The organism is Armatimonas sp., from assembly GCF_964826245.1.
Genome location: NZ_CBAYMC010000352.1, coordinates 1 through 3,449 on the forward strand (window position 1 = coordinate 1; position 3,449 = coordinate 3,449).

Annotated in this window: 3 protein-coding genes and 1 pseudogene; 1 reads left to right on the top strand and 3 read right to left on the bottom strand. The window is 60.2% G+C overall.

What is annotated here, in order from left to right; genetic code table 11:
- The coding region (locus AC1XOS_RS21240) for a cellulase family glycosylhydrolase (protein ID WP_481964210.1) at positions 1-962 on the bottom strand (962 nt) is incomplete at its 3' end.
- 160 nt (positions 963-1,122) lie between these two features.
- On the opposite strand from AC1XOS_RS21240, the gene AC1XOS_RS21245 reads away from it, so the two are divergent.
- Entirely contained in the window at positions 1,123-2,364 is a 1,242-nt protein-coding gene (locus AC1XOS_RS21245) for a Gfo/Idh/MocA family protein (protein WP_481964211.1), read from the top strand.
- A gap of 130 nt (positions 2,365-2,494) precedes the next feature.
- Here the strand turns inward: AC1XOS_RS21245 and AC1XOS_RS21250 are convergent, their stop codons facing one another.
- Both AC1XOS_RS21250 and AC1XOS_RS21255 read right to left on the bottom strand, forming a co-directional pair.
- Positions 2,495-3,196 carry an HAD family hydrolase gene (locus AC1XOS_RS21250; RefSeq protein WP_481964212.1) on the bottom strand — a complete coding sequence of 234 codons (702 nt, stop codon included), beginning with the start codon at positions 3,194-3,196 and terminating at the stop codon, positions 2,495-2,497.
- Positions 3,193-3,449: pseudogene (locus AC1XOS_RS21255) on the bottom strand (serine--tRNA ligase); the annotation flags it as partial. The pseudogene AC1XOS_RS21255 and the gene AC1XOS_RS21250, both read right to left, overlap by 4 nt.

Consider the following 3,449-nt stretch of genomic DNA (forward strand, 5'->3'; position numbering starts at 1 on the left):
GTCAGGCCGGTCTTGTGAAGCTGAAGGTGCCAGTTTGTGCCGTCGTTCTTTAGTTTTCTGACATGCAACACCGGGCCACCCGGCGCATTGGTCTGTCCCGCGACACTGACGGAGGCGAGCTCCAGCTGCGTTTTCTCATGGGTCTCGGCGGTCCAGGCGGCGACATCACGCTTGAGCTGCTCCACTCCCAGTGACAGCCCCGTGTTCCAGGCTTGTCGTAGTGTCACGGTATTGAGGTACTTCTTGCGCAGATACGCCTGCCAGCCCGCTTCCAGAGGCTTGCGGAGCGCAGCGGGAAGGGCCGCCGCTTGGCCCGCAGAGCCGTTCAGAGAGTCTTCATTGTTCAGCTCCACCAGTGCAAGTACCGGATCTAGTGCCAGCGGCAGGCCCGTGTAGGGATTTTTATGGGTAAGTATCTGGGTCGCGAACTGTTTTTGCAGCTCGATGGCCCGTGGATGAAAGTACGCGATCACCTTGCCAAGCTCAGGGAGTTTCTCTTTGATTGGGGGAAAGCCCTCACCGGGAAGCCACTCGCGCGAGACATGCAGATTAAGATCCACATAGATGCCGTTCTTCTTGAGTTGCGCGATAAAGAACTCCAATAGATCCAGGCTAGTCGGGTCAAGCGATGTGGTCTTGGTGTAGCTGCCCTTGCTGTTAAAAATATTGGGCGTCGCCCACTGCGCGTCCATGTGGTGCAGTCGGACTAAGTTCACGCCGTACTTATGAAGCCGTGCCGCGATCTTGGGTGCATCGGCCTTGCTCGGAAACGCCGCCGCCGCCCCGATATTCACCCCCACAAAGCGCACTCGCCGCCCTGTCGCGTCGTAGAAATGCCCGTTTTTAGCCGTGAGCTTCTGCTGCACCGTCAGCGGCGCAGGGTTGAGAGAGGCCACACTGGTAGCCGTTGCACTGGAATCGTCCCAGGGGAGAGTGAAGGGGAAAGCGTTGGTTTGTTTCACAGAGGCATTATCCACCGCCTGAAAGGCGGCGTCAAGAAGCCTGCGGCTACAAAGCCCGTGCCGGGCTGCCGAACCTAACGCCCCGTTCACGGGGCGGCCTTTCTATGGTAAGCTTAAGGCGATATTTCTGTTTCGGAGAGGAAGAAAGATGTCGCAAGAGTTGAATCGCAGAGAGTTGCTTTTAGGAAGTGCCGCACTGGCTTTGGGAGCGAGTGAGGCGAGGGCGCAGTCGGCCAATAGTCGTGTGAATGTGGCGGTGATTGGCATTGGCGGGCAAGGAGATTTCTCGATCAAAGAGCTTGCCAAGCTCCAGCCCACCACGAATTTTGTGGCGCTCTGTGATGTAGACGATGTGCGGGCGGGCAAGGCCTACGAGAAGTTTCCTAGTGCCAAGAAGTTCTACGACTGGCGTGAGATGTTCGATAAGATGGCCAAAGAGATTGATGCCGTCGTGATCGCCACCCCCGATCATACCCACTTTCACCCTGCGCACCGGGCGCTCTCGATGGGCAAGCATGTGTATCTTGAGAAACCGATGGCGCACTCGGTCTGGGAGGTACGGGAGCTGACCAAACTCGCGGCGGAGAAACGCGTGGCAACCCAGCTTGGCGTGCAGCGCCACACGCTCCCGGCGATCCATAAGGCCGTGGAGATTATCCAGTCTGGGCTGATCGGACGCGTCACCGAGGTGCATAGCTGGATCGCCAGTAACCGAGGTATGCCGCCCGTTCCCACCGACACGCCGCCGGTTCCCAGTACCTTGAAATATGATCTCTGGCTTGGCCCCGCGCCCACACGGCCCTACACGGCGGAGATCGTCCCGTACAAGTGGCGCTTTTTCTGGGACTACGGCACGGGTGAGGCGGGCAACTGGGGCTGTCATATCTTAGACATTCCGTTCTGGGCGCTGGGGCTCACGTACCCAACCCGCGTGAACTTCCACGACGGTGACCCGCTCCACGCGGTGACCACGCCCACCAAGTTTCACGTCAGCTTTAAGTACGAGAAAGACATCACGCTCCACTGGTACCAGGGTACTCCTGCGATCTTGAAAGAGAAAAACCTCGACCCCAAGGGCATGAACAACCTCTTTATCGGCGAGAAGGGCATGCTCCTCTGCGGCTTTGATAAAGCGCAGCTGATCGGCGTGGAGGGCGAACCGACCGTTAAAGTGCCCAAGTCGCCGGGCTTCCATAAAGAGTGGATCGAGGCGATTCAGGGCGGTAAGCCCGCGACGTGCCACTTTGGCTACTCCGGCCCGATGACGGAGACTGTGCTTCTAGGAAACACTGCCTACCGCGCCCAAGAGGGCTTCGACTGGGACGCGAAAAAGCTCAAGGCCAGCAGTGCGAAAGCGGCGGCGCTCATCAAGCCAAAGTTCCCCAAAGGCTGGACGGTCTAGCCCTCGGCTTTAGTCCCGCCGATTAGAACGGCGGGACTGGATAGCGCGGCGCTACAAAGGCCGCTTCGGGCCATAAAATCTGTATGGGCGGCACGCCCTTCGCAGCCGTAGGCTCTCCAGCACCGCCCCTCTAACGGGCGGTGATCTCGAGAAGCTCTGCGAGCGTCTGAACTGTGTGGTGCGGTTCAGACGCTGTTTCGGGGCGGGATTTGTTTGCTGGGTTGTACCAGATCGCGGTGAGCCCCGCGCTCCGTGCACCACCCACATCCGAGACGAGAGAGTCGCCGATGTGGGCGGTATGCTCGGGATTTACCCCAAGGCGCTGGCAGGCGAGATGAAATTGGCGCGGGTCGGGCTTGGCGAAGCCGGTCTGATCGGGCATGAGCACGGTGTCGAAGAAGTGCCCGAGACCAAGCCGCGCCAGCTTGCCCGTGTGGGACTCGGAGACGCCGTTGGTGACGATGCCAAGCTTGAGACCACGCGCTTTGAGCTGTATGAGCGTGTGCTCGGCATCGGGAAAAGGCGGCGGGGTCTTCTCCCGCGCCTCGCCGTAGCGTGCCGCAAGAAGCTTGAGCTGCGCCGGCGAGTGCGTGACGCCCGCCTCGCCTAGTGTCTGCTGCCAGAGCAGCTCGCGAATACTCTCCAGCGGCTCAGGTGGGCGCGTGTGAATCTCGTAGGTCCAGAACCGATGCGAGATGCGCCAGTACCCTTGCGCGATTGCCTCAGGATCGCCGCTGGGCACAAGCCCGGCGACCTCACGGATGCTCTCAAACATCTGCCCCGTGTCGTCACAGAGCGTGTCGTCGAGATCGAACAGAACCGCCCGGATCATGCGCGTGCTTCGAGTTTTTCCAGCCCGCCCAAGTGCGGACGTAGCGCCGCCGGAACCGTGACACTGCCATCAGCGTTTTGGTGAGTTTCTAGAAGGGCTGCGTAGACTCTTGCGAGCGCGGTTCCTGACGCGTTGAGCAGGTGCGGAAACTCGGGTTTTGCACCGGCCACGCGCCGGAAGCGAATATTGGCGCGGCGTGCTTGGAAGTCCGTGCCATCCGACGCCGACGAGACTTCGAGCCACTTGCCGACAC